Raw genomic sequence first — 24,264 nt, 5'->3', positions numbered from 1 at the left:
CGGTTCGGTCCTGGGGTGGCTCAGCCCAGGTACTGACAGGTGGACCTGGGGGTGAAGGTGCCGTGGCCGGCGTGACCGACGTACTTACGCTGGTCGACGACGAGTTCGCCGCGCGAGAGGACGGTCTCGACCTGGCCGGTGACCGTCTTCCCCTCGTACGCCGAGTAGTCGACGTTCATGTGGTGGGTGTCCACGGACAGCGTCTGGACGGCGTGCGGGTCGTAGATGACGATGTCGGCGTCGGCGCCGGGGGCGATCGTGCCCTTCTGCGGGTAGAGGCCGAACATCCGGGCCGGTGACGCGCAGGCGATCTCGATCCACCGGCGCCGTGAGATGTGCCCGTCGACGACCGCTTGGTGGAGGAGGTCCATGCGGTTCTCCACCCCGGGAAGACCGTTGGGAATCTTCGAGAAGTCTCCGATTCCGAGGTCCTTCTGGCCCGTGAAGCAGAACGGGCAGTGGTCGGTGGACACCACCTGGAGGTCGTTGGTCCGCAGCCCGCGCCAGAGCGCCGCCTGGTGCTCCTTCGGCCTGAGCGGGGTGCTGCACACGTACTTCGCGCCCTCGAAGCCCGGCTCCGCGAGGTTGTCGGTGGAGAGGAAGAGGTACTGGGGGCAGGTCTCGCCGAAGACGGGCAGCCCCTTGTCTCGGGCGGTCGCGATCTCGGCGACAGCCTCCTCCGCCGAGACGTGGACGACGTACAGCGGCGCCCCCGCCACCCGCGCGAGCTGGATCGCCCGATGGGTGGCCTCCGCCTCCAGGAGCGCCTTGCGGACCTCCCCGTGATAGCGGGGGTCGGTCTCGCCGCGGGCGAGGGCCTGCTCGACGAGGACGTCGATCGCGATGCCGTTCTCGGCGTGCATCATGATCAGCCCGCCGTTGTCGGCGGAGCGCTGCATGGCCCGCAGGATCTTGCCGTCGTCGCTGTAGAAGACGCCGGGGTAGGCCATGAAGAGCTTGAAGGAGGTGATGCCCTCCTGGACGAGCCGGTCCATCTCCTTGAGCGTGTGCTCGTTGACATCGGAGAGGATCATGTGGAAGGCGTAGTCGATCGCACAGTTGCCGTCGGCCTTGGCGTACCAGGCGTCGAGCCCTTCGCGCAGGCTGTGGCCGACGCTCTGGACGGCGAAGTCGACGATGGTGGTGGTGCCGCCCCAGGCCGCGGCGCGGGTGCCGGTCTCGAAGGTGTCGGAGGCGAAGGTGCCGCCGAAGGGCAGCTCCATGTGCGTGTGGGCGTCGACGCCGCCGGGCAGCACGTAGCGGTCGGTGGCGTCGATCGTCCGTTCGGCGGTCCAGCCGGCCGCCACGTCCGAGCCGTGGGCCGCGAGGGCGACCACACGGCCGTCCTCGATCAGCACGTCGGCGTGGAGTTCGTCGGCGGCGGTGACGACGAGGCCGCCCCGGATGACGGTACGGGTGCTCACGGGACTCTCCCTGCTCGATACGGCGGGCCGATCTCGATACGGCGGGACGGTGTGGCTACAGCTGTCGAAGGGCTGCTTCGAGCATCGCCGCGCCCTCCTCCGCCTCGGCGACGGTGAGCGAGAGCGGTGGGGCGATGCGCAGGGTGCTGGTGTTGTGGCCGCCGCCCTTGCCGATCAGCAGGCCGTTCTCGCGGGCGGCCTCCAGGACGGTGGCTGCCGCGTCCGGGTTGGCGCGGTCGGAGCCCGGTTCGGTGAGCTCGATGCCGATCATGAGGCCGCGGCCGCGGACCTCCCGTACCGCCTCGACTCCGGCGCAGGCGGCCCTGACCCGCTCGATGAGCAGGCCGCCGACCCGGCGCGCGTTGCCCTGGAGGTCGTGCTCCAGGAGGTACGAGAGGTTGGCGAGCCCGGCCGCCATGGTGACGGGCGAACCACCGAAGGTGGAGATGGAGTTGGCGTCGATGCTGTTCATGATGTCGGCGCGGGCGACGACCCCGCCGACGGACATGCCGTTGCCGATGCCCTTGGCGAAGGTGAGGATGTCGGGCGGCCCGGCCTGGTCGTGCGCCTGCCAGCCCCAGAAGTGCTCGCCGGTACGACCCCAGCCGGTCTGCACCTCGTCGGAGATCCACAGGATGCCGTGCCGGTCGAGGACCCGGCGGAAGGCGGCGTACAGACCGTCGGGCGGGGCGGTGAAGCCGCCGACGCCCTGGATGGGTTCGGCGATGAGCGCGGCGACGTCCCGGGTGTGGCCGAGGAGGTCCTCCAGGTCCGCGACGCAGGCCTCGATGAACCGCTCGTCGGTGTACTGGGCGTAGGGGCCTCGGGTACGGACGCCGCCGTGCACGTACAGGGTCTGCAGCGGCGAGAGGCTGGTGGGCGACCAGGCGCGGTTGCCGGTGATGCCGACGGTGGAGAAGGAACGGCCGTGGTAGCTGTTCCGCATGGCCAGGATCTGGTTCGAGCGGCGGTGGGTGGTGGCGAGGAGGAGTGCCGTGTCGTTGGCCTCGGTGCCGGAGGTGGTGAAGAAGACACGGGCGTCGGGGATGCCGGAGAGTCCGGCGATCCGCTCGGCGAGCTCCACCATCGGGCGGTTGAGGTAGAGCGTCGAGGAGTGGACGATCCGCCCGGCCTGCTCGGCGACCGCCTTGGTGACCTCGGGCAGGGCGTGGGCGGTCATGGTGGTGAGGATGCCGCCGAAGAAGTCGAGGTACCGGCGTCCGTCGGCGTCCCAGACGTGGCGGCCCTCGCCGTGGGTGATCTCGATGGGGTCCTTGTAGTAGAGGGCGACCCAGTCGGGGATGACGGCCTTGTGCCGGTCGAAGAGGCTGCTCACGGCTGCACCAGCCCGTCGTACGCGTCGGGGCGCCGGTCCCGGTAGAACGCCCACTGCTGGCGCACTTCCTCGATGAGCCCGAAGTCGAGGTCGCGGACGAGGAGTTCCTCGGTCTTGTCGGAGGCGACGTCTCCGACGAACCGGCCGCGCGGGTCGACGAAGTAGCTCGTGCCGTAGAAGTCGTTGTCGCCGTACTCCTCGATGCCGACGCGGTTGATGGCGGCGACGAAGTACTCGTTGGCGACGGCCGCGGCGGGCTGCTCCAGCTGCCAGAGGTAGGAGGAGAGGCCGCGGTGGGTGGCCGAGGGGTTGTAGACCAACTGGGCTCCGTTGAGGCCGAGTTGGCGCCACCCCTCGGGGAAGTGCCGGTCGTAGCAGATGTAGACCCCGACCCTTCCGACGGCGGTGTCGAAGACCGGCCAGCCGGCGTTTCCCGGGCGGAAGTAGTACTTCTCCCAGAATCCCTTGACCTGGGGGATGTGGTGCTTGCGGTACTTGCCGAGGTAGCTGCCGTCGGCGTCGATCACGGCGGCGGTGTTGTAGTAGAAGCCCTCGCTCTCGACCTCGAAGACGGGCACCACGATCACCATTCCGGTCTCCCGGGCGAGCTCCCGCATCCGGCTGACGGTGGGGCCGTCGGGGACGGGCTCGGCCCAGCGGTAGTGCTCGGGCTCCTGGACCTGACAGAAGTAGGGGGCGTTGAACACCTCCTGGAAGCCGATCACCTTGGCACCCTGCCGGGCGGCCTCCCGGGCGTACTCCTCGTGTTTGGCGATCATGGATTCGGTGTCGCCGGTCCAGGTCGCCTGGACGAGCGCGGCGCGTACGACGTCGGTCATGATCTGCTCCTTCGGCACGGCGTCAGAGAGCCTCTACGCACGTAGATGCGGTGCGTAGGAGGAGAACGTAAGCCCCGTCACACCCCGGAGCAAGACCGCCGCCGGGAAGCGGCTGGGTCGATCATGTTTCATACCCGAGTGGTCCACGTCGGACACGTACCGACACGTACGGGCATGACTGACACGTGCGTGCCGAGTCCCTTCGCGGGACGGGCGTCCGCCGCACGTCCCCCGCACGTCACCCGTGCGTCCGGCCCGTCCGCGACGCCCGGCCCCGTGCCCGTCAGGCGCCGGCGAGGCCCGCCACGCGGAGGGCGTGGAGCAGGTCGCGCTCGCGGGCCACGGACACCGATCGGGCGGCTTCCAGGAGTTGAGGAGCGAGCCCGCGCGGATCCTCGGTGGCGAGGCGGGCCGCGTCCTCGGGGGCACGGACCCGCACGAAGGCGGTGAGCAGCGCGTGGGCCTCGCGGTGGTGCCCCTCGGCCCGCAGGGCGGCGCACGCCCCGGCCAGTTCCTCGACGGGGCGCGCCACGCCCTGGCGGAGCAGCTGCTCGCAGTCGGCGGCCCGACCGGCGTCGGCGAGCACCCCGGCGACGGCGGCGAGCCTTCCGGGCGGCAGCGAGGCCGCCTCCCAGAGCAGGATGGACCAGTCGGCGTCGAGCCCGGCCCGGTGCAGCTCCCCGGCGAGGGCGGGCAACCGGGCGGGCGGCCCGCTGAGCGCCTCGCAGAGCAGGGCGTGGGCCTCGCCGCTACGGCCCTGGGCGCGGAGCCGCTGAAGTGCGTAGACCGCGTTGGCGGCGGCGCGGGCCGCCTCGTCGGCGTCGGCCTCGGGGACGGCCGGGGCGGTACCGCCCGCCCCTTCGGGCGCGGCGGCCCCACCGAACCGGGCCCCTCGGGGTGCCGCTCCCCCGGCCGGGGGTACGGGTACGGACAGGGGCGCGGTCTCGGGCCCCTGGTCCTCGGCACTGGCCTCCAGCCAGGCGTATCGGGCGCCACGGGGGCGACGCCTGGCCTTGCCGGCCTCCTGGACCGCGGCCGGAGCCGCCGCTCCGCGTCGCCCTCCCGGCGGAGTCGGGACTCCCGGGGCGCGCCCCGGGGCTTCCGTGACACGGCCCGGTGCCGCCTCCGCCCGTCCTGACAGCGCCCCGCCCGTACCCGGCTCCTCCAGCCGTGCCGACCGGGCCGTCAGGTCGACGACCCGTGACACCGCCCTCGTGTGGTCGTCGCGGGTCCAGGCGAGGTCGTGCTCCAGCCTGGCCGTCTCCTCGGGGTCCGGGGCCGGGGCCGCGCGGAGCCGGTCGAGCAGTTCGCGGACCCGGGTCTCGGCGTACCGGCGTTCGCGTTCCATCAGCTCCCGGCGCTCGGTGAGCGCGGCCGCTCCGCCGGGGCGGCGGTCGTGGGCGCCGGCGGCCGCCGCGTACAACGTCCTGCCGCGGAGGGCGAGCGGCCCGTCGGCGACCTCCCCGGCGTCCTGGAGCAGGGATTCGACGACGTCCCAGGGCAGGATCTCCGTCCCGTCGAAGCAGGCCCGCAGCCCCTCGGGGTCGCGCTCGGCGAAGACTCCGTACCAGCCGCCGTCGGGCCTGATGCGGCTCGCGAGCTCCGTCAGCCAGCGCCTGAACGTGGCGACTTCCACCGGGAGTTGATACACGGTCATGCGATACGCACCTGCCCCGCAGTCGACTGGAACCTTCCGGTCCGCGGGTATTGGACCGCAGTCGTGTTACGGGACGACTACGGACCGTTTTCCTGCGCGTGCCCTGCCGCCCAATTCACCCGAAACGCACGACGATCCCGGTGTGCGGGCGCTTCCCGAGCCGGACGATCATGGCGGGTACGTCGGTCAGCCAGTACTGCCAGGTGTACTTGCGCGAGAGCAGCCCCCGGATCCGGCGCAGCTCCTCCCCCGTCACCAGCCGGCCCTCGCCGGTGAAGCGCCCGGCGTCCTCGGCGATGTTGCCGCGCAGGTCGCAGACGGCGACCTCGACCCTCGGGTCGTTCCGCAGCCGCTTGACCTTCCAGGAGTCGGTGCGGGTCCAGGCGTACAGCTCGTCGCCGTCCACCGCGTACCAGACGGGTGTCGCGACCCCCGTCCCGTTCTTGCGGTACGTGGTCAGGCTGACGTAGCGGCCGCGCCGCAGCTCTTCGGGCATCATGCCCGGGAGCCTATGCCGGGGTCGGGCCGGAGGCGCGGGCCAGGGCCTCCCGGGCGACGAAGAGGCCGTCCGTACCGCCCGGCCCGGGGGTCAGCCGCTCTGCGCGTACGCGGTCCTGGCCACGGTGATCTCCGGAACGTGGGCGCGCGCCCAGGCGCAGGCGGTGTCGAGGGGATCGATCAGGGAGCGACCGAGGGCGGTCAGGGCGTACTCGACGCGGGGCGGGTTCTCGTCGTACACGGTGCGGGTGAGGAAGCCGTCGCGCTCCATGGTGCGCAGGGTCTCGGTGAGCACCTTGGGGGTGATCCAGTGGAGCGGGACCCGCAGCTCGGAGAAGCGGCGCGGCTCACCGTCCTGCCGGCAGCGGAGGACCATGGCGGTCCACTTGCCGCCGACGCGGATGGGTTGTGCCCGGTCGGAGCAGTCCGGGTCGTGGAAGAGGTCGGCGGGCAACGGCTGCTTCATGTCCTCGAAGCTAGCCCAGTACCGTTGAAGTAACCAGGTACTCCGGTTCTACGGTCCCGCCATGAGCAACGACACGAGCAACGACATCGGCTTCGGCAATGGCAATGGCAATGGCAATGGCAATGGCAGGAGCATCATCGTTTTCGGGGCGGGTGGACGGGTCGGCCGGGCGGCGCTTGCGGAGGCGGTGGCCCGTGGCCACCGGGTGACCGCGGTGGTGCGCGATCCGTCGAAGTACCGGGACCTGGAGGGTGGTTCGGTCACCCTGGTACGGGGCGATGTCACCGACCCGGCATCGGTGGCCGCCCTGGCGGCCGGCCACGACGCGGCCGTGAACGCGTCGGTCCGTCTCGACGTCTCGTCGGAGGAGTACTTCACCGCGGCGGCCATGGCGCTCATCGCGGGCCTCGAAGAGGCGGGCGTGCGGAGGCTGTTGACCCTGGGGATCGCCACGACGCTGGAGACGGAACCGGGGGTGCGGATCATGGACGCACCGGAATTCCCGGAGCAGTGGCGCGTGTTCTCGCAGGGGCACGTGGCCGAGTTCGCGTTGCTGTCGGCCGAGGCAGGGCCGGAGCTCGACTGGCTGATGGTCGTGCCGCCGCAGGACCTGAACACGGAGGCCGAAGTCACCGGTGGCTACCGGACGGCCGTCGGCACGGTGATCGACGGCCCCGGCCGGATCGCCCACGGGGACCTGGCCCGGGCGCTCCTCGACGAGATCGAGCACCCGCGCCACAGCCGCGTACAGCTGGCCGTCTCGGTCTAGGGGCTGTCTGACCATTGGCGTCGGGCCCCGACGTGAATGGTCAGACAGCCTCTAGGTACGGGGCCCGGGTCGAGCCGCGCGGGACTCTCCGTACACGGCCCGGACCCGCCCGGAGGGCGTCACTGGCCCACCCGGCCGTCGACGCACTCGCGCAGCAGGTCGGCGTGTCCGCAGTGGCGGGCGTACTCGTCGATCCGGTGCACCATCAGCTCCCGGATCGCGATCTTGTCCCTGCCCACCCGCGCGCCCAGGTCCGGGTGCTCGGCCAGTTCGGCGTCGAGCGCCGCCTGTTCGCGCTCCAGATCGGCGTACGCGGCGTCGACCACGGCCTGTTCGGCGACGGCCCCGTGGAAGTCCGCGTCCTTCTTGCCGTACAGCTTCGGCAGCGGTTCACCGTCGGTGATCCAGTTGCGCCAGTCCCGCTCCACCTCGGCGAGGTGCCGGATCAGGCCGAGCAGCGACATGGTCGACGGCGGGACCGACCTGCGGGCGAGCTGCTCCGCGTCCAGCCCCTCGCACTTCATCCGCAGGGTCAGGCGGTAGTCCCGCAGGGAGTCCTGCAGCGTCGCGACCTCGCCCTCCGGACTGGAACCGCCGTTGTTGTTGCGGGGGTCGTCGTCCGGATCCGCCCACATGTCGGGGTAGACGGTCGCCGTGGTCCATCGTGCGGGTTCGTCGCTCATGCGTCGCATGATCGTCCGCGCCGGTCCGATCCGCCATCGAATTCTCGCTTCGGCGTTCGCCCCCGGGTCCGGGGCCCGCCTCCAGGGCTCGGGTCCGGGGCTCGGGTCCGGCCGTCAGACGGGCACGAGCGCGCACCGGACGATCAGCTCGTCCATGGAGAGACCGAGGACGCCGGCGAGGGCGGCGACGGTGAAGAACGCCGGGGTCGGGGCCCGGCCGGTCTCGATCTTGCGGAGGGTCTCGGCGGACAGTCCGGCCGCTGCGGCGATCTCGGCCATGGACCGCTCGCCGCGCGCCTCGCGCAGGAACAGGCCGAGGCGCTCGCCGCGCTCGCGCTCTTCGGGGGTCAGGGGTGTGCGCACCATGCCACCATTCTAATACCGGTATAGTAATTGGAATGGTGGAGATCAAGACGAACGAGAACCTGGCCGCGATGCGTGAGGCGGGGCGGGTGGTGGCCCGCGCCCTCGCGGCCGTACGGGAGAAGGCGGCGCCCGGCGTCACGCTGTCCGAGCTCGACCGGGCGGCGCGGGAGGTCCTGGCCGCGGCCGGCGCCGGATCGCCCTTCCTCGACTACCACCCGGAGTGGGCTCCGGTGCCGTTCCCGGCGGTCGTGTGCCTCTCCGTGAACGACGCCATCGTCCACGGCATCCCGGACGGGACGAGGCTCGCCCCGGGCGACCTGGTCTCCGCGGACTGCGGGGCGTTGCTGGGCGGCTGGGCGGGCGACGCGGCGATCAGCTTCACGGTCGGCCCGGCCCGGCCGGAGGACACCCGGCTGATCGCCGCGGCGGAGAAGGCCCTGGCGGCGGGCATCTCGGCCGCCGTCGTCGGCAACCGCATCGGCGACATCGCGCACGCGATCGGGCAGGTGTGCCGCGCCGCCGGTTACGGCATCCCGGACGGCTTCGGCGGCCACGGGATCGGCCGCACGATGCACGAGGACCCGGGCGTCCCCAACGAGGGACGACCGGGCCGCGGCATGAAGCTGCGCCAAGGGATGGTCCTCGCGATCGAGCCGATGCTCATCGGCGGCGGCACGGACGACCACTACACGGCGCGCGACGGCTGGACGATCCGGACGCTCGACGGCTCGCGCGCCTCGCACGCCGAGCACACGGTGGCGATCACGGACGAGGGCCCGCGGGTGCTGACGGCGCTGTAGGACGCACGTCCGCCGGAGGCGGAGGAAGAAGAGGGGGGCACCCGTGTGCCCCCTCCCGCCGCTACTTCCCCGCCGGCCTGACCACCATCGCCGACCCGCCACCCCTGCGGACCGTCTCCGCGGCGGCCACCCAGCGGCCGTCCGGCAGACGCTGGACACCCGTCGCCGCGCCGATCTCCGGGTTCTGCCGGAAGCCGTGCCCGATGCCTTCCAGCTCCGCCCTGACCGGGCTGTTCCACAGACCCGGTTCGAGTTCGGTGGTGGCCTGGTTGCGCTGGCTGGCGCGCGGCGCGGCGATCGCGTCGACGAGCGGCAGGCCCCGGTCGACGACCCCCGTGAGGGTCTGGAGGACCGTGGTGATGATGGTCGCGCCGCCCGGCGAACCGAGCGCGAGGACGGGCCGGTCGTGTCCGTCGAGGACGATCGTCGGCGAGATGGAGGAGCGCGGCCGCTTGCCGGGTCCCGGCAGGTTCGGGTCGTGCACCGCCGGGTTCGCCGGGGCGAAGGAGAAGTCGGTCAGCTCGTTGTTGAGCAGGAAGCCCCGGCCGGGCACGGTGAGGCCGCTGCCGCCGGTGGACTCGATGGTGAGGGTGTAGGCGACGACGTTGCCCCACTTGTCGGCCACGGTGAGATGGGTCGTGTTCTCCCCCTCGTACGTGGTCGGGGCCGCCGTGCCGCCGCTCGCGCACGGCACCGGGCTGTTCGGGTCGCCGGGCGCGAGCGGGCTGGTCAGGGCGGCGTCGTCGCGGATCAGGCAGGCGCGCGAGTCGGCGTACCGCTGGGAGAGCAGGCCGCGCGTCGGTACGGACTCGAAGGCGGGGTCGCCGACCCAGCGGCCCCGGTCGGCGAAGGCGATACGGCTCGACTCGATGAAGCGGTGCAGATAGCGGGCCGGGGAGGCCTTCGCGAGGTCGGTGCCCTCCAGGATGTTGAGGGCCTCACCGACGCTCGTACCGCCTGAGGAGGAGGGGGGCATGCCGTAGACGTCGAGTCCTCGGTACGCGACCTTCGTGGGCTTGCGGAACTCGGTGCGGTACGCGGCGAGATCACGTTCCGTCAGATCTCCGGGACGGACCTTCCGGGTGGCGCCCTCGCGCACCTGGGGCGCCCGGACGGTGTTCACGATGTCCCGGGCGAGCGGGCCCCGGTAGAGCGCGCCGATGCCCTCGCGGCCGAGCGTCTTGTACGTACGGGCCAGGTCGGGGTTCTTGAAGACCGAGCCGACCACGGGCAACTGCCCTTCCGGCAGGAAGAGTTCGGAGGAGGCCGGGAAGTCGCGGAACCGCGCCTCGTTGCCCGCGGTCTGCGCCCGGAAGGTGGCGTCGACGGTGAAGCCCTCGCGGGCAAGCCGCTCGGCGGGTTCGAGCAGGGTGCCGAGCCGCTTGCTGCCCCAGGCGTCGAGGGCGGTCCTCCAGGTCGCCGGGGTGCCGGGGGTACCGACGCCGAGGCCGCTGGTCATGCCCTCCTCGAAGGGGATCGGCGCCCCGTTCTCCACGAAGAGGTTCGCGTCGGCGGAGCGCGGCGCGGTCTCGCGTCCGTCGACGGTGTGCACGGTGCGGCTCTTCGCGTCGTAGTACACGAAGTAGCCACCGCCCCCGATGCCCGCGGAGTAGGGCTCGGTGACGCCGAGGGCGGCCGCGACGGCGACGGCGGCGTCCACCGCGTTGCCGCCCTTGCGGAGGACCTCGACACCGGCGGCCGAGGCGTCGGCGTCGACACTGGCGACGGCACCGCCGTAGCCGACGGCGACGGGTTCCTTGACCGGGGGTGGCGGCGCGGCCGTGGGCGGAGCGGCGGCACCCATCGAGAGCACCGTCGCCGCGACGGCGAGAACGGAGACCTGCCCAGCGGCGGAACGACGCATTCCCTACCTCCAGTCAATGACCGTCCGCGCAGCGTAACTTCCCGCGGCCCCTCCCGTCAGGACCGCCTCGAACAAGGGGTCGTTTCCCCGCTAGCATGCGCGCCCATGGACGAAGACCTGCGCAACATCGTGCTCGGGGTGCTCGCGACGGGTGTCAGCGCATCCTTCGGCTGGCTGGGCCGCACATACTTCTGGCGGCGCAAGCTCCGCCGCAAGCAGGAGTTCTTCGGGCTGCCCTCCGGTTCGGACTGTCTGCTCGTGGTGAACCGCCTGGCCGGCAGCGAACGCGGCGTGCACGCCACCGACGTCTCGGCACTGCTCGAACTGTCGGCGCTGGTCAAGGACTGCGGGGCGCGACCCCGCATCGTGCAGCACGATACGGCCCGTCAGGGACTCGGCGAGATAGCCGAGTTCTGCATCGGCGGCCCCTACTCCAATCGGCGCATGGCAGCCCATCTGCCGAACCTGCTGCCGGGACTCACGATGAACGTCGAGCAGGAGCCTCCCGAGGACCGGGGGATGTTCACCGTGGCGGGCGAGACCTACCGCCCGGAGTGGGGCGTCAACGAGTACGTCGTCCTCGCGCGCGTCACCCGCGGCGAGGGCGGCCGGCCGGTGTTCCTGCTCTGCGGCCAGGCCGCGGTCACCAATCAGGCCGCGGCGCGGCATCTGGCCCGCCACCACCGGGAGCTGGCCGGCAAGTACGGATCGGACGGTTCCTTCGCGCTGCTCCTGAAGGTGGTCAACTCGCAGGCGTACGGCCCCGATGTCGTGGAGCTCGTGGCCGATGTCACGCGCGCGGCGCGGACGGCTCCCGTAGCCGAACCGGCAGCGACTTGATGCCGTTGATGAAGTTGGAGACGAGGCGCCGGGGCGGTCCGGCGAGTTCCAGGCCGCCGCAGGCCCGACGTACCTCCTCGTGGAGCACCCGGAGCTGAAGCCGGGCGAAGTGGGCGCCGAGGCAGACGTGCGGGCCGTCACCGAAGGAGACGTGCGGGTTCGGACTCCGGCCGAGGTCCAGGCGGTGCGGGTCGGGGAAGACCCGCTCGTCGTGGTTGGCGGAGGCGTGGAAGACGACGACCTTGTCGCCGCGTCGGATGGCCTGCCCGGCGAGTCGGGTGTCGGCTGCGGCCGTGCGCCTGAACGAGAGCACGGGCGGGTGCACGCGGAGGAGTTCGTCCACCGCCGTATCGATGCCGACCTCGCCGTTCCACAACCTGCTTTGCTCGTCGGGGTGCTCGGCGAGGGCGAGGAGTCCGCCGGGGGCGGCACTGCGGACCGTGTCGTTTCCGGCGACGGTCAGCAGGAAGAAGAACATCTCCAGTTCGGCGTCGGCGAGTTCGGAGGCCGCGAGCGTGCTCATGACGTCGTCGGCGGGGTGTTTCCGCTTGTACGCGCCGAGTTCCTGGGCGTAGTCGAACATCTCGGCGAGCATGGCGGGCGAGCGCGGATTGACGGGTCGTCCCGCTGCGTCGAGGACGGGCGGCTCGTCGGGGTCCTGGTACGCGATGACCCGCTCGGTCCAGGTGTGCAGCAGGCCCCGGTCGCTCGCGGGCACGCCGAGCAGATCGGTGAGATTGAGCAGGGCGTAGTCGTCGGTGACGGCCCGGACGAGGTCCACCTCGCCCCCCGCCGTGACAGCCCCCATGACCAACTGTCGGGCCCGATCCCGCGCGGTGGCACCGAAACGCTCGATCCGACCGGGCGTGAAGGCTCGACTGACGAGTCGTCTCAACCGCCCGTGCTCGGGCGGATCCTGATTGAGCATCATGCGTCGGATGAACGGCAGATCGGCGGGGTCGGGGTCGCGGATCTGGGTGGCGCCGAGGCACGAGGAGTACGTACCCGAGTCCTTCAACACCCGCACGACATCGGCGTGCCGGGTGACGGCCCAGAATCCTGAACCGGCGGGCCACCCCAGGATCTCGGGTTCCTCCTGCCACGCGACGGGCGCGTGGTCGCGCAGGGCGCGGAAGCGGTCGTGCGGGATCCCGGTCGCGTAGATCCGCGGGTCGAAGACGTCGGGTACGCCGCTCGAATCCTCCACCGCACCTCCCGTCAGGGGTGATGACGTATCCATCATGACAGGTCAGAGGCGGTTTTCGTAGGACTGATCGCACACTTCGACAGCCTTGTCCGACCCCTCCCCCGGATCCCAGAATCGCCGTCATGAATCACTCCGAGAACGTCGATCATGATGCGGTGCTGCAGGCACGGACGATGCTGCTCGGATCCGACAGGCCGAGCCTGTCGCAGCAGGTCCAGGCGTACCGGGTGCTCGCACGGGTGAGCCCGGCGGCCTATCTGCCGAAGCTGGCCGCCGCGTTGACTTCGTACGGGTACGACGTCGCGCGCAAGGGCGGGCCGGACCTGCGGCTCGCGCTGCACACGGAGGCCGCGGAGGCCGCACGGCGCGTCGACCCCGAGCAGCCGAACCGGATCGAGACACTCCTCCGCGCCCTGGACTCGTACCAGCGCACGCTGCTCGTCGTCGGGCGGCGGGCCGAGGCCTTCGCGGTGTGCGAAGAGATGGCCGAGGCGGGGCGGCTCGACTACGAGCCGGGGCACGTGTCCTGTCCGACCCAGGGGCAGGATCGGTTGGCCGACATGCTCACCGAGGAGGGGCGACACGGCGAGGCGGCGGGCCTCCGCGAGCGGGGCGCCCGGCCATCACGACAGCGGGTCTGGTTCGGGACAACGGTCGCCTGGACGGCTGACCTGGGCGCCGCAGGACGGCACGAGGAGGCCCTGACCGTCTTCACGGCACTCGTGGATCAGACCCGGTCCGAGGCCGAGGCCGAGGCGGCGTCCCTGGCCGAGCTGGTGTGGCAACTCGCCTACCGTTCACAGTTGTTCGAAGCCGCCGGCGACAGGGGCGGGGCCGGAACGGACCGGCAGGAGGCCCTACGGCTCCTCGCCCGCCTCGCGGAGGGCGGCGAGCCCACCAACAGGTACTTCGGCAGCCTCGCCTCATGGACCGCCCTGTTCGCCCTGTCGGGCCGGGCCGATGAGCCGGCCGCGTCCCGGCAGGCCCCCGCGCCACCCTTCGGCATCGACTCCCACCACTGGTCCCCCGATTCGAAGGAGGCCTACCTCGCCGAGATCCCCGTCCTTGCGGAAGAAGTCACAGAACTGACCGACTCAGGACGGCTCTTCGAGGCGGTGGCGGCACACCACCGCCTGATCCGGCGCTCCACCGTCGCCCGTGAAGGACACCACTACCAGTTCGAGGAGCGGCTGCGCCCCCTCTTCGACGAGGGCGTGGCACTCGCCCGGCGCCTGCCGGGCGCGCGGGAAGCCGTCGCCCGCGCACTGACCGACCGCTCGCTGTTCCTCGTCGCCGCCCACTCGTACGGGGAGGCCCATGCGGACTTCGCGGAGGCCGTCGCCCTCCTGGAGGGCACCACAACGCCATCAATCGTTACCCGCACGTAACTTACCGACCGGTTACCACGGGTAAAGCGCCCAGGTTACCGTCGGGTCACTTTCACTGCCCCCCATCAGTGCCCGGTGCTGCCCACCCAGCAGCGCCCCAGTGAGGAGTGACCCGTGCGACGCACACCCCTGGCCCTCGCCGTCTCGGCCGCCCTCGTGGCCGGGACGGCCCTCGCGCTCGCGCCCGCCGCCCAGGCCGGTGAGGCCGGTGAGACGGCGGGCACCGGCATCCGCTTCGTGGACATCACCGGGGAGGGCGGCACCGTCCTCAAGGCGAACGTCGTCACCCCCGCGGGGTCCACCGGCACCGGCCGCCACCCCCTGATCGTGCTGCCCACCAGCTGGGCGATGCCGCAGGTCGAGTACCTCGCCCAGGCCAAGCAGCTCGCCGACTCGGGTTACATCGTGGTGAGTTACAACTCGCGCGGCTTCTGGCAGTCCGGCGGGGAGATCGAGACCGCGGGGCCGAAGGACATCGCCGACGCCTCCAAGGTGATCGACTGGGCCCTCGCCCATACCGCCGCCGACCCCGCCCACATCGGCATGGCGGGCGTCTCGTACGGTGCCGGGATCAGCCTCCTCGCCGCCGCCCACGACCCGCGGATCAAGGCCGTCGCCGCGCTCAGCGGCTGGGCCGACCTCATCGAGTCCATCTACAGCGGCCGCACCCAGCACCTTCAGGCCGCCGCCCTGCTCGGCGGCGCCGGCTACCTCACCGGCCGGCCCGGTCCCGAACTCCAGCAGATCCTGGGCGACTTCCTCTCCTCCGACCTGGACAAGGAGGAGGACATGATCGCCTGGGGCCGCAAGCGCTCCGCCGTCGAGCAGCTGGACCGGATCAACGCCAACGGCACCGCGATCATGCTCGGCAACGCCTGGGGCGACACCATCTTCCCGCCCAACCAGTACGCGAGCTTCTTCGAGAAGCTCACCGGCCCCAAGCGCCTCGAATTCCGTCCCGGCGACCACGCCACCGCCGAGGCCACCGGCCTGTTCGGCCTGCCCAACGACACCTGGACCAGCGCCCACCGCTGGTTCGACCGCTACCTCAAGGGCGTCGACAACGGCATCGACCGCGAGCAGCCCGTCCAGCTCAAGTCCCGGTCCACCGGAGGCTACGAGGGCTACGCGGACTGGAAGTCGGTGCACGCGAACCAGCGGAAGTTCGACCTCGGCGGTACGCAGCGGGTCTGGGCGAACATCGACTCCGGCGCCAACGGCGGCATCACCCTGCTCACCAACGCCCTGGACCAGTTCCTCCGCACCCCGCCCGTCGTCTCCGTCCCCCTCCTCCCCCGCGCCTTCGCGGGTGTCTGGCAGTCGGAGCGGTACGACACCCCGCAACGGGTGCGCGGCACGGTGAAGGTGCACACCACCGTCACCTCCACCAAGGAGAGCGGCACCCTCGTCGCCTACCTCTACGACGTGGGCCCGCTCGGCGTGGGCAAGCTGGTCAGCAACGCGCCGTACACCTTCCACGACCGGACGCCGGGTAAGTCCTTCGGCGTCGATCTGGAGCTGTTCTCCACGGCGTACGACGTACCGGCGGGGCACCGGCTCGCGCTCGTCGTCGACACCGTCGACCCGCTCTACATCGAGCACAACCCGACCGGCGCGCAGCTGACCTTCTCCTCCCCTTCGGCCGACCCGTCGTACGTGTCGGTACCTCTGCGGAAGGAGTGATCACCGGCTGCTGCCGGGCGGGTGCGGCTCCTCGCTCGCTACTGCGGTCCCGGCAGCAGCGTCCCTGGGTCGGCCGGAGCGACGTCCACGGCCTTCGTCTTCGGGCTGCGGCGCTCTCTTCCGGCCACCCAGGTGGCGAACCAGGAGAGCAGCATGCACATCCCGATGTAGATGGGTGAGATCACCAGGACGACCGGGATGAACGGCAGGTCGTAGTCCAGGTTGGAGGCGATCAGCTTGCCCGCGTGCAGGAACTCCTCGTAGGTGATGAGGAATCCGAGTGAGGTGTCCTTGAGGGCGACGACCAGCTGGCTGATGATGGCCGGCAGCATCGCGCGGACGGCCTGCGGCACCAGGACGTAGGTCATGACCTGTGTCTTGCGCATGCCGAGCGCGTACGCGGCCTCGCCCTGGCCTCGTGCGACGGCGTGGATGCCGGTGCGGAAGACCTCGGCGAGCACGGAGCCGTTGTAGAGGGTCAGTCCGGCGACCAGCGCGGGCAGCGGCTGCACCTTGAGCGCGACGAAGATGAAGAAGATCATCACGAGGACGGGCATGGCGCGGAAGAACTCGACGAGCAGGGTCGAGATCCAGCGGAGCACCCGGTGGACGGAGAGGCGCCCGGTGGCGAGGACGGCGCCGAGGGCGAGCGACAGCACCGAGGCGTAGGCGAAGGCCTTGAGGGTGTTGCCGAGCCCTTCGAGCAGCAGTTCCTGGATGCCCTCGTAGAGGAAGGGCGACCACTTGGTGTACGTGAACTGTTCGGTGTCGAAGAGGAGATAGAGGATCCAGCCGGCCAGCGCGAGGAGCACGACGGTGGACGCGACGCCGTAGAGGAGGTGGCGTCGGCGGGCGTTCGGCCCGGGCAGGTCGTAGAGGGCGGTGGACTCGGTCATCGGGCGACTCCCCAGCGCTTCTCCAGGACATGGAAGACGGCGCTGATGGTGAGGGTGATGATCAGGTATCCGACGGCGATCCAGACGAAGGTCCAGACGATGTTGTAGCCGAGTTCACTCAAGGTCTTGTAGGTGCCCAGGAGTTCGGTGACGCTGAACGCTCCGGCGATCGCCGAGTTCTTGGCGAGGGCGATCAGGGTGGAGCCGATCGGCGGGATGACGGTGCGGAAGGCCTGGGGCAGGACGACCGTGCCGAGGGACTGGGAGAAGCTCATCCCCAGACTGCGGGCGGCCTCGCCCTGGCCGCGCGGCACGGTGTTGATGCCGGAGCGCAGCACCTCGCAGATGAAGGCCGAGGTGTAGCAGCCGAGGGCGAGGACCGCGAACAGCTGGAAGGGCAGCACGAGCCCGAACCGGGGCAGGCCCAGCATGACGGCGAAGAAGAGCAGGGTCAGGGGGGTGTTGCGCAGGACGGTGACCCAGACCGTCCCGAAGACCCGGAAGGAGCCAACGGGCGCGACCCGGAAAGAGGCCATGAGGAAGCCCAGGACCAGGGCCAACGCCGATGCGTAGACGGTGAGTTCGACGGTTCCCCAGAATCCCTCGGCGTAGAGCGAGAAGTTTTCGGTCAGGACGTCCATGTCGGGATGCTCCTCTCGTCAGCTCGCCGGATAGCGGTCGATGGGGGGCGGTGTCGGGGCGGGGACCCCGGAAAGGCCGAGGGTGGCGTCGTAGGCCTTCTTCCAGTCGCCGTTCTTCTCGTGGACGGCGAGGGCGTCGTCGAGCGCGAAGCGCAGGGCGTTGTCACCGCGCGGGACGCCGATGCCGTAGGGCTCCTCGGAGAACGGCTCGCCGACGACCTTGAGTTCGTCCGGGACCTTGGCGGCATAGCCCATGAGGATCGTGTCGTCGGTGGTGACCGCGTCGACCTGGTAGGTCAGCAGGTTGTCCACACAGGCGGAGTACGTGTCGTAGGCGACGAGTTCGGCCTCCGGGTAGTCCTTCTCGATCCGCTGGTACGGGGTGGAGCCGGCGGCCGAGCAGACCCTCTTGCCCGCCAGGTCCCGGGGGCCCTTGATGTCGCTCTCGTCGGTGCGGACCAGGAGGGACTGTCCGGCGAGGTAGTAGGGCCCTGCGAAGCCGACGAGCTTCTTGCGGTTGTCGTTGATGGTGTAGGTGCCGACGTAGTAGTCGATCTGCCCGTTCTGCACGGCGGTCTCGCGGTTGGCCGAGGCGATCGTACGGAAGTCGATGCCGGCCGGGTCGAAGCCGAGGGAGGCCGCCATCATCTTGGCGATCTCGATGTCGAAGCCGGAGTAGCGGCCGGTGGCCGGGTCCCGCTCGCCCATGTAGGGCTGGTCCTCCTTGGCGCCGACGACGAGATGCCCGCGCTTCTTCGCCCGGGTCCAGGTAGGGGAGTCGGGCAGAGTGAAGCCCGACTGGACCTGGTAGACGGGGAGTTGGTCGGGCTGTGGGCCCTTGACGGGTGGGCTGCCCTCTCTGCCGCAGCCGCCGAGCACCGCCGTCACGGCGAGCAGCAGGGCGAGGGCGGGCAGGGTGCGGTGCGTGCGCTGCATGGTTCCCACCCCGCTCAGTGCTTGAGGATCTTGGACAGGAAGTCCTTGGCGCGCTCGCTGCGCGGGGCGGTGAAGAAGTCCTCCGGCGCGCGGTCCTCGACGATCTTCCCGTCGGCCATGAAGACGACCCGGTTGGCGGCGGAGCGGGCGAAGCCCATCTCGTGGGTGACGACCACCATCGTCATGCCCTCGTGGGCGAGTTGCTGCATGACTTCCAGGACCTCGTTGATCATCTCGGGGTCGAGGGCCGAGGTCGGCTCGTCGAAGAGGAGCGCCTTGGGGTCCATGGCGAGGGCGCGGGCGATGGCCACGCGCTGCTGCTGGCCGCCGGAGAGCTGCGCCGGGTACTTGTCGGCGTGCGCGGCGAGTCCGACGCGTTCGAGGAGTTCGCGTGAACGCCGGTCCGCCTCCTCCTTCTTGCGCTTGCGGACCTTGATCTGCGCGAGGGAGACGTTCGCGAGGACGGTCTTGTGCGCGAAGAGGTTGAACGACTGGAAGACCATGCCGACCTCGGCGCGCAGCCGGGCAAGTGCCTTGCCTTCCTCGGGAAGCGGCTGTCCGTCGATGACGATCTCGCCCGACTCCACGCTCTCCAGGCGGTTCATCGCCCGGCAGAGGGTGGACTTGCCGGATCCGGACGGGCCGATGACGACGACCACCTCGCCCCGGCCGACAGTGAGATCGATGGACTGGAGGACGTGCAACGTGCCGTAGTGCTTGTTGACACCACGCAGTTCGATCAGCGGATCGACGACGGCCATACGCTGCCCTGCCCCATTTCTCGGCGGTGTCGAGTCAGCGCAAGCTATCCACCAGAAAAGGGACTTCACGCCCGACACGCATGAAACAGGAATAAGCCGTATTTACTGCAAAAGGGTGGTGGAGGCGACGGTGCGGACCTTGCCCACGAGGGCCACCCGCATCACTGCTCGGCGGCCTCCGCGTACACCTGGGAGAGCTCCGGCGAGCCCGTCATCGCCCAGTCGAGACCCGACTCGACGACCTGGATCTCCCGGCCGGAGGCGAGCCGCACCACCGGGCCGCCGCCCGGCCACACCTGCCAGCGGGCGCCCGGCACGTTCCGCACGATCACGGTGCCGAGGTAGAGCCCGGCGTCGTTCCCGATCCAGGGCAGCTCCTCCGGATCGTCGCGCCAGCGGGGCGGCAGCTGGTCGAGCTCCTGGAGGGAGCGCGGGGTGTCGTCGAGCGCCACCCCGGACTCCGTGACCCGGGCACGCAGCAGCTCGCACTCGGCGAGCAATTCGGCCACGCCCTCGGGGTCACGGTCGAAGGCCGCCACCAGCGGTGCGTCGGGCGACTCGCGTTCGTGCCGCTTGAGCCAGTTGTCCAGAAACGGAATGTTCATCCGAACAGCCTTGCACCGTCACCTCCCGGTCGACCACCCGGCGCGCGGAGATCGTTCCGCCGCCGGGTCGGTCCGGGGTCGCCGTACACCGAGGTCAGGCACCCGCCACGGGGCGACCTACCGGTGCCACGTCGACACGTCCGTGCGTCTAGACGTCGAGGTCGACCACGACGGGCGCGTGGTCCGACGCGCCCTTGCCCTTGCGCTCCTCGCGGTCCACGTAGCTGTCCGTGACGGCCTCGGCGAAGGGCTTGTTGCCGTAGACCAGGTCGATGCGCATGCCCCGGTTCTTCGGGAAGCAGAGCTGGCGGTAGTCCCAGTACGTGAAGGGGTGGTCGTACTTGAGGGGGCGCGGGACCACATCGGCCAGACCGGTCTCACGGAGGCCGGCGAGCGCGGCCCGCTCGGGCTCCGTGACGTGGGTCAGGCCCTCGAAGGCCGACCGGTCCCAGACGTCGTCATCGGTCGGCGCGATGTTGTAGTCGCCGAGGACCGCGAAGGGCCGGTCCCCCGCCGCGTCCTCCGCGACGGCCGCCTTCAGGGCCTCCAGCCAGCGCAGCTTGTACGCGTAGTGGTCGTGGGCGACCTCCCGGCCGTTCGGCACGTACACCGACCAGACGCGGACCGGGCCGCAGGTCGCGGAGATCGCCCGGGGCTCCTCGGCCCCGTCGTACTCCGGGCCGCCGGGCAGGCCCGTCACCACGTCCGCGAGGCCGACGCGGGAAACCAGGGCCACGCCGTTCCACCGGCCCGTGGCGTTGACCACGGACTCGTACCCCAGGGCGCGCAGCTCCTCGGTGGGGAACTGCTCGGCGGTGCACTTGGTCTCCTGGATGCACAGCACGTCCGTGCCGCTGCTCTCCAGCCAGGCCAGGAGCCGGGGCAGCCGGGCGGTGATCGAATTGACGTTCCAGGTGGCGATGCGCATGAGCGCAAGCCTACGTGCGGGGTCCGACAATCGGTGCCTCGCCGGGCTGCTGCCGCGCCGGGCTCAGAGCTCGGCGGAGGCGCCGGGGGCGAGCCGCTGGTGGTCGGTCCCGCCGAGGGCGCCGATCTGACGGTCGTAGATGGGCCGGGCGAGATCGGTGAGCAGCGCGTCGTGGATGTCGTAGGCCCGGCGCGGCTTGAGCTCACGGACGTAGTCGATGACCTCGGAGATCTTGTTCCACGGGGCCATGACGGGGAGCAGCAGCGTGTCCACCGGCTGGTCGGGCACGGTGAGCGCGTCGCCGGGGTGGAAGACGGCGCCGTCCACGAGATAGCCGACGTTCGTGATGCGCGGGATGTCCGGGTGGATCACGGCGTGCAGCTCGCCGTGCACCTGGACGTCGAAGCCGGCCGCCGTGAAGGCGTCGCCGTGACCGACGGTGTGCACCCGGCCGGGGAAGGCCGCCGAGAGCTGGTCGGCGACGCTGCGCAGCGTCCAGATCTCGGCGGCCGGGTTGGCGTCCAGGGCCGCCCGGAGGCGGCTCTCGTCGAAGTGGTCGGGGTGCTCGTGCGTCACGAGCAGGGCGTCGGCCCCGAGGACCGCGTCCTCCTCGGTGAACATGCCGGGATCGAGGACGAGCGTCCGCCCGTCCTTCTCCAGCCGCACGCACGCGTGGGACTTCTTCGTCAGCTTCACGGGGCCAGGTTACGCCGGGGGCGTCGTCTCCTCCTCGACCACTCGGGCCACGACGCGCAGCGCGGTCTCGGCGGCGGGGAAGCCGCAGTACACGCCCGCGTGGAGCACGATCTCGCGGAGTTCCTCGGCCGACAGTCCGTTGCGGAGGGCCGCGCGGGTGTGGTCGGCGAGGGCCTCCCGGTGGCCTCCGGCGATCAGTGCGGTGAGGGTGACGACGCTCCGGGTGCGCCGGTCGAGACCGTCCCTGCTCCAGACCTCGCCCCAGGCGTACCGGGTGAGGAGGCCCTGGAAGACGCCGTCGGGGTCGTCGGCGAGTGCCCGGTCCACATGGGCGTCGCCGAGGACCTCACGACGCAGCCCGAGCCCCTGCTCGTACGGGTCGGGGCGGCCGGCCTCGGTGGGCTCGGCGGCCGGGGCGGGCTCGGCGACGGGCGCCGGGGCCGCGGGCAGGGGCGGCGCGGTCAGGGTGCCGCTGGTGTCCGGGGCCGTACCCGAGAAGTGCTCGATGAGCAGGTCGGTGACGGCGGCGGGCTGCTCGACGGGAGCCAGGTGCGAGGCGCCGGGGACGACGGCGAGCCGGGCGTCGGCGATGCCGGCGACCAGGGTGCGGGCCTCGGCGGGGCCGGTGACCTGGTCCTCGGAGCCGACGAGGACGAGGGCGGGGATGGCGATCCGGTCCATGGCGTCCCGGACGTCGAAGACGGCGAGGGCCTCGCAGGCGGCGATGTAGCAGCCGGGGTCGGTCGTACGGACCATCTGCACGGCCCAGTCCACGATCGCGGGCTGCGCGCCGGCGAACATCGAGGTGAACCACTGCTCGGGCGCGGTGCGGGCCATCGGCTCCAGGCCGTTGGCGCGGACGATGACTCCGCGCTGGCGGAACTCGTCGGCGGTGCCGAACCGGGGCGAGGTGGCGACCAGGGCCAGGGAGGCGACCCGGTGGGGCGCGCGCAGGGCCAGGTCGAGGCCGACGGCTCCGCCGAGGGAGCAGCCGGCGTACCCGAAGCGCTGGACGCCGATCGAGTCGAGGGTGGCGAGGAGCCGGTCGCCGAGCTCGGCGACGGAGGTGAAGGGTTCGGCGGGTGCGCCGCCGTGCCCGGGAAGGTCGAACCGGACGACCCGCCAGTCCCGGGTGAGCTCCGGTATCTGCCGGTCCCACATGTGCCAGGTCGTCCCCAGCGAGGGTCCCAGGACCAGGACCGGAGCGTCTTCGCGGCCGTCGAGTCGGTATTGCAGGGTGTTCGTCGGTGTCTCACTCACCCGCAAGACCCTCTCATCTCTCCCGACCGCCGCTGTGACTGGGGGCACGACTGCGCGGGTTCGAGCAGGTGGAAGCCCTTCCGGGCAGCACAGCGTTCGAGGCGTCTGACGGCTTCGCGCCGGGTCTCGCCCTCCTCGATGCGGCGGTGCCCCGACCTGAGCCCGGCGGACACAGGAGCCGTCCGCTCGCGTCGGCCGGTGTTTCGCGCCGGCCCCACGGCCCGCTCTCGCGGCCGAGGGGCAAGCCTGGCCTGGCGACGCTGATGCCACAACAGGCCTGCGTCGGCGATGAGTTCCCGTCCCTGAGGGGCGCCTGCGTTGCGAAACGGTCATTGTGGACAAGGATGACAGCATGGTGAAACGTGTCGTGTTCGACGCAGTGAACGCCGTCCTGGCGGACCTTTGCCGTGAGTTCCGTGAACTGAACAGCGGGCACGTCGCCACGTACATTCCGCCTCTGGCGCGGGCGGAGCCCGGGGACTTCGGCATGGCGCTGACCAGTGCGGAGGGGCATCGCTATCAGGCGGGCGAGGCGGACAAGACGTTCACGATCCAGTCGGTGTCCAAACCGTTCGTCCTGGCGCTCGCGCTGACCGAACTCGGCGCGGACGAGGTCTTCCGCCGGGTGGGCGCCGAGCCGAGCGGCGAGCGGTTCAATGCGATCAGTCTGGATCCGGAGACGGGCCGACCGGCGAACCCGATGATCAACGCGGGGGCCATCGCGACCACCGCCCTGGTGCCGGCCGCGAGTGCGGAGCAGCGGTTCACGCGGATCCTGGAGACGCTGGGCAGCTTCGCCGGGCGGTCCCTGGACGTGGATGACGAGGTCTACCGCGCCGAGGCGGCCACGGGTGACCGGAACATCGCCCTCGCGCACCTGATGCGCGCGGCGGGATCCCTCGCGGGTGATCCCTCAGGCGTGCTGGACGTCTATTTCCGGCAGTGCGCGATCCGGGTCACCGCCCTCGACCTGTCGGTGATGGCCGCGACGCTGGCGAACGGAGGCGTCAATCCTGTCACCGGCGCGAGAGTCGTCCCGGAGCCGGTGACCGTGCAGGTCCTGGCCGTCATGGCGACGTGCGGGATGTACGACGGTTCGGGCGACTGGCTCCTGCGCGTGGGGCTTCCCGCGAAGAGCGGCGTCTCCGGGGGGTTGGTGGCGGTCAGGCCGGGGCGATCCGGAGTCGGCTGCTACAGCCCTCTGCTGGACGCCGCCGGGAACCCCGTCCGGGCGGTCGCGGCGCTGGCCGAGCTGTCGCGAGAGTTCGGGCTCCATCTGATGCACAACCCTCCGTCCGGCGCCCCGACGATCATCCGCCCCGGCCCGGGCGACGGACCCGATGAGGCCGCCTGGCGCCAGGCCGGGGGCGGGACGGCGACCGGCGATCTGCCCGCATGGGTCGCGGCGCAAGGAGAGCTGGACTTCACAGCCGCCGAACAGTTGGTCTGCGCCCTGGCGGAGCGCCTGCCCGAGGTCGGCCGTGGACGCGCTGTCATCGATCTCGTGCGCGTCACCGCCGTCGACACGGCCGCGGAAGGCGTCATTCGCGTCGTCCTGGAACGCGTCACCGCCATGGGGCACCTCATCGGTTTCGTGGGCGACGCCGCGGTGCCGTTCAGCGCCCGAGGGACCATGCTCGCCTCACGGTCCGCCGCCGTCGAGTGGGCACGGCTGCCCTCGTGACAGGTGCGTACACGCGCCCCTTCGGGCCTCAGCCGTC

General features: G+C 71.1%; 24 protein-coding genes. 6 read left to right on the top strand and 18 right to left on the bottom strand.

Annotated elements, in window-relative coordinates; translation table 11 throughout:
- Positions 1 to 20: 20 nt before the first annotated feature.
- From hydA to OG514_RS25120, 6 genes are all read right to left on the bottom strand, one after another.
- On the bottom strand, positions 21 to 1,424 hold the full coding sequence (gene hydA / locus OG514_RS25145; RefSeq protein WP_266898485.1) for a dihydropyrimidinase: 1,404 nt from the start codon (positions 1,422 to 1,424) through the stop codon (positions 21 to 23).
- Positions 1,425 to 1,479: 55 nt separating this feature from the next.
- Positions 1,480 to 2,760 (bottom strand): aspartate aminotransferase family protein, encoded by a 1,281-nt coding sequence (locus OG514_RS25140; RefSeq protein ID WP_266898483.1) that lies wholly within the window; start codon positions 2,758 to 2,760, stop codon positions 1,480 to 1,482.
- Entirely contained in the window at positions 2,757 to 3,599 is an 843-nt protein-coding gene (locus OG514_RS25135) for a nitrilase-related carbon-nitrogen hydrolase (RefSeq protein ID WP_266898481.1), read from the bottom strand. Before OG514_RS25135 ends, OG514_RS25140 begins: the two co-directional genes overlap by 4 nt.
- Before the next feature lie 283 nt (positions 3,600 to 3,882).
- Positions 3,883 to 5,256 carry a UL36 very large tegument protein gene (locus OG514_RS25130; RefSeq protein ID WP_266898479.1) on the bottom strand — a complete coding sequence of 458 codons (1,374 nt, stop codon included), beginning with the start codon at positions 5,254 to 5,256 and terminating at the stop codon, positions 3,883 to 3,885.
- A 115-nt stretch (positions 5,257 to 5,371) separates the two neighbouring features.
- Entirely contained in the window at positions 5,372 to 5,755 is a 384-nt protein-coding gene (locus OG514_RS25125; protein ID WP_266898477.1) for a PPOX class F420-dependent oxidoreductase, read from the bottom strand.
- A 90-nt stretch (positions 5,756 to 5,845) separates the two neighbouring features.
- Positions 5,846 to 6,220, bottom strand: a complete 375-nt coding sequence (locus OG514_RS25120) for a helix-turn-helix domain-containing protein (RefSeq protein WP_266898475.1) — start codon at positions 6,218 to 6,220, stop codon at positions 5,846 to 5,848.
- A 61-nt stretch (positions 6,221 to 6,281) separates the two neighbouring features.
- On the opposite strand from OG514_RS25120, the gene OG514_RS25115 reads away from it, so the two are divergent.
- Positions 6,282 to 6,989 carry an NAD(P)-dependent oxidoreductase gene (locus tag OG514_RS25115; RefSeq protein ID WP_266898473.1) on the top strand — a complete coding sequence of 236 codons (708 nt, stop codon included), beginning with the start codon at positions 6,282 to 6,284 and terminating at the stop codon, positions 6,987 to 6,989.
- Positions 6,990 to 7,108: 119 nt separating this feature from the next.
- Here the strand turns inward: OG514_RS25115 and OG514_RS25110 are convergent, their stop codons facing one another.
- Complete coding sequence (locus OG514_RS25110) at positions 7,109 to 7,681, bottom strand: DinB family protein (RefSeq protein WP_266898471.1); 573 nt, start codon at positions 7,679 to 7,681, stop codon at positions 7,109 to 7,111.
- A gap of 105 nt (positions 7,682 to 7,786) precedes the next feature.
- A complete protein-coding gene (locus OG514_RS25105) occupies positions 7,787 to 8,038 on the bottom strand; it encodes a helix-turn-helix domain-containing protein (RefSeq protein ID WP_266898469.1) in 252 nt (83 codons plus the stop codon).
- A 32-nt stretch (positions 8,039 to 8,070) separates the two neighbouring features.
- Here OG514_RS25105 and map point away from each other — a divergent pair, with 32 nt between their 5' ends.
- On the top strand, positions 8,071 to 8,838 hold the full coding sequence (map, locus tag OG514_RS25100) for a type I methionyl aminopeptidase (protein WP_266898463.1): 768 nt from the start codon (positions 8,071 to 8,073) through the stop codon (positions 8,836 to 8,838).
- A gap of 61 nt (positions 8,839 to 8,899) precedes the next feature.
- On the opposite strand, the gene ggt is transcribed toward map, so the two are convergent.
- Positions 8,900 to 10,702, bottom strand: coding sequence for a gamma-glutamyltransferase (gene ggt / locus OG514_RS25095; protein ID WP_266898461.1), 1,803 nt, complete (start codon positions 10,700 to 10,702; stop codon positions 8,900 to 8,902).
- 105 nt (positions 10,703 to 10,807) lie between these two features.
- Between ggt and OG514_RS25090 the strand changes: the two genes are divergently transcribed.
- Positions 10,808 to 11,542: a hypothetical protein gene (locus OG514_RS25090; protein WP_266898459.1), complete on the top strand. Its 735-nt coding sequence runs from the start codon at positions 10,808 to 10,810 to the stop codon at positions 11,540 to 11,542.
- On the opposite strand, the gene OG514_RS25085 is transcribed toward OG514_RS25090, so the two are convergent.
- Positions 11,493 to 12,782, bottom strand: a complete 1,290-nt coding sequence (locus OG514_RS25085; RefSeq protein ID WP_266898457.1) for a cytochrome P450 — start codon at positions 12,780 to 12,782, stop codon at positions 11,493 to 11,495. The two genes, OG514_RS25090 and OG514_RS25085, sit on opposite strands and share 50 nt — an antisense overlap.
- Positions 12,783 to 12,871: 89 nt before the next feature.
- Here OG514_RS25085 and OG514_RS25080 point away from each other — a divergent pair, with 89 nt between their 5' ends.
- Entirely contained in the window at positions 12,872 to 14,137 is a 1,266-nt protein-coding gene (locus OG514_RS25080; RefSeq protein ID WP_266898455.1) for a hypothetical protein, read from the top strand.
- 114 nt (positions 14,138 to 14,251) lie between these two features.
- On the top strand, positions 14,252 to 15,820 hold the full coding sequence (locus OG514_RS25075; RefSeq protein WP_266898453.1) for an alpha/beta fold hydrolase: 1,569 nt from the start codon (positions 14,252 to 14,254) through the stop codon (positions 15,818 to 15,820).
- Positions 15,821 to 15,858: 38 nt separating this feature from the next.
- On the opposite strand, the gene OG514_RS25070 is transcribed toward OG514_RS25075, so the two are convergent.
- The 8 genes from OG514_RS25070 to OG514_RS25035 form a co-directional block, all read right to left on the bottom strand.
- Complete coding sequence (locus OG514_RS25070) at positions 15,859 to 16,716, bottom strand: amino acid ABC transporter permease (RefSeq protein WP_266898451.1); 858 nt, start codon at positions 16,714 to 16,716, stop codon at positions 15,859 to 15,861.
- Positions 16,713 to 17,357 carry an amino acid ABC transporter permease gene (locus OG514_RS25065; RefSeq protein ID WP_266898449.1) on the bottom strand — a complete coding sequence of 215 codons (645 nt, stop codon included), beginning with the start codon at positions 17,355 to 17,357 and terminating at the stop codon, positions 16,713 to 16,715. Before OG514_RS25065 ends, OG514_RS25070 begins: the two co-directional genes overlap by 4 nt.
- An 18-nt stretch (positions 17,358 to 17,375) precedes the next feature.
- Positions 17,376 to 18,293 (bottom strand): glutamate ABC transporter substrate-binding protein, encoded by a 918-nt coding sequence (locus OG514_RS25060; protein ID WP_266898447.1) that lies wholly within the window; start codon positions 18,291 to 18,293, stop codon positions 17,376 to 17,378.
- A gap of 14 nt (positions 18,294 to 18,307) precedes the next feature.
- Positions 18,308 to 19,054, bottom strand: a complete 747-nt coding sequence (locus tag OG514_RS25055) for an amino acid ABC transporter ATP-binding protein (RefSeq protein ID WP_266898445.1) — start codon at positions 19,052 to 19,054, stop codon at positions 18,308 to 18,310.
- A 161-nt stretch (positions 19,055 to 19,215) separates the two neighbouring features.
- On the bottom strand, positions 19,216 to 19,659 hold the full coding sequence (locus OG514_RS25050; RefSeq protein ID WP_266898443.1) for a DUF6278 family protein: 444 nt from the start codon (positions 19,657 to 19,659) through the stop codon (positions 19,216 to 19,218).
- A 148-nt stretch (positions 19,660 to 19,807) separates the two neighbouring features.
- A complete protein-coding gene (locus OG514_RS25045; RefSeq protein ID WP_266898441.1) occupies positions 19,808 to 20,587 on the bottom strand; it encodes an exodeoxyribonuclease III in 780 nt (259 codons plus the stop codon).
- 63 nt (positions 20,588 to 20,650) lie between these two features.
- Entirely contained in the window at positions 20,651 to 21,283 is a 633-nt protein-coding gene (locus OG514_RS25040) for an MBL fold metallo-hydrolase (protein WP_266898439.1), read from the bottom strand.
- A gap of 9 nt (positions 21,284 to 21,292) precedes the next feature.
- Positions 21,293 to 22,543, bottom strand: coding sequence for an alpha/beta fold hydrolase (locus tag OG514_RS25035; RefSeq protein ID WP_266898437.1), 1,251 nt, complete (start codon positions 22,541 to 22,543; stop codon positions 21,293 to 21,295).
- 352 nt (positions 22,544 to 22,895) lie between these two features.
- On the opposite strand from OG514_RS25035, the gene glsA reads away from it, so the two are divergent.
- A complete protein-coding gene (gene glsA, locus OG514_RS25030) occupies positions 22,896 to 24,227 on the top strand; it encodes a glutaminase A (RefSeq protein WP_266898435.1) in 1,332 nt (443 codons plus the stop codon).
- The last annotated feature ends 37 nt before the right edge of the window (positions 24,228 to 24,264 follow it).

The sequence above is a fragment of the Streptomyces sp. NBC_00572 genome, from assembly GCF_026341815.1.
Taxonomy (GTDB): Bacteria; Actinomycetota; Actinomycetes; order Streptomycetales; family Streptomycetaceae; genus Streptomyces.
Note: the sequence above shows the minus strand (reverse complement) of the source record. Positions and strands in the feature narration are given on the sequence as shown.